Below are 658 nucleotides of genomic sequence, written 5' to 3'. Positions count from 1 at the left end.
TTTTGCGAGGAAGGATTGAGAATCTCTGCTTTCGCGGGCAGGAAAGTGAACTGCCTGTGTATCCGTGGGATACCTTCGACATAAACTCTGTGAAGCCTGCTTGCAAAGTGGTGTTTCCTGACGATACGGTAATCGCCTTGTCTCGCTGGAGGGGTCCGAAGAGGACACGAACCTACCCGTTAGCCAGTGTTTACGATACCTACTCGTTCCGTTCAGGTAAAATTATCACCGTTATTCCCGTAATCAAAGATGAAGGCGCTAACACCAACCTTGATAGGGTGAATTTCATTACCTTGTCTTGGATGAGTCTGATGAATGTCTATATCATTCTTGCATGGTACGCCTCGGCGAAGAAGAAAAGCAACACTCGCATCACGGATCAAAAGCTCGAAGGTTGTCATGTTAGGAAGAAGATAGAGGAGATTTTGCAATACAAAATGGACGCTCACCACTGGAATCGACAGCACTTCAATAACGATTTTATACCTATCTACAACGAAGCTATCAAGAGCTATGCTAAGATAGCCCGTGATCAGCAGGTTCAACTGCATAGTAGTGAAACTCACGAGAAGTTCGTCTGTCAAGTTCGCTCTGAAGCGCACCCTGACATTTTAGACCTTGAGCGTTTTAAAGAGGTCTCGCTCGCGCGGTCTCAACG

Annotated in this window: 1 protein-coding gene; it reads left to right on the top strand. The window is 46.4% G+C overall.

The window, feature by feature from the left end; translation table 11 throughout:
* Nucleotides 1-56: 56 nt before the first annotated feature.
* The coding region (locus NW837_RS14680) for a hypothetical protein (protein ID WP_414332310.1) at nucleotides 57-658 on the top strand (602 nt) is incomplete at its 3' end.

The organism is Synechococcus sp. R6-10, from assembly GCF_047461815.1.
In the GTDB taxonomy this organism is placed as follows: Bacteria; Cyanobacteriota; Cyanobacteriia; order Thermostichales; family Thermostichaceae; genus Thermostichus.
The sequence above is the reverse complement of the archived record's forward strand: the minus strand, read 5'-3'. Positions and strand labels throughout refer to the sequence as shown.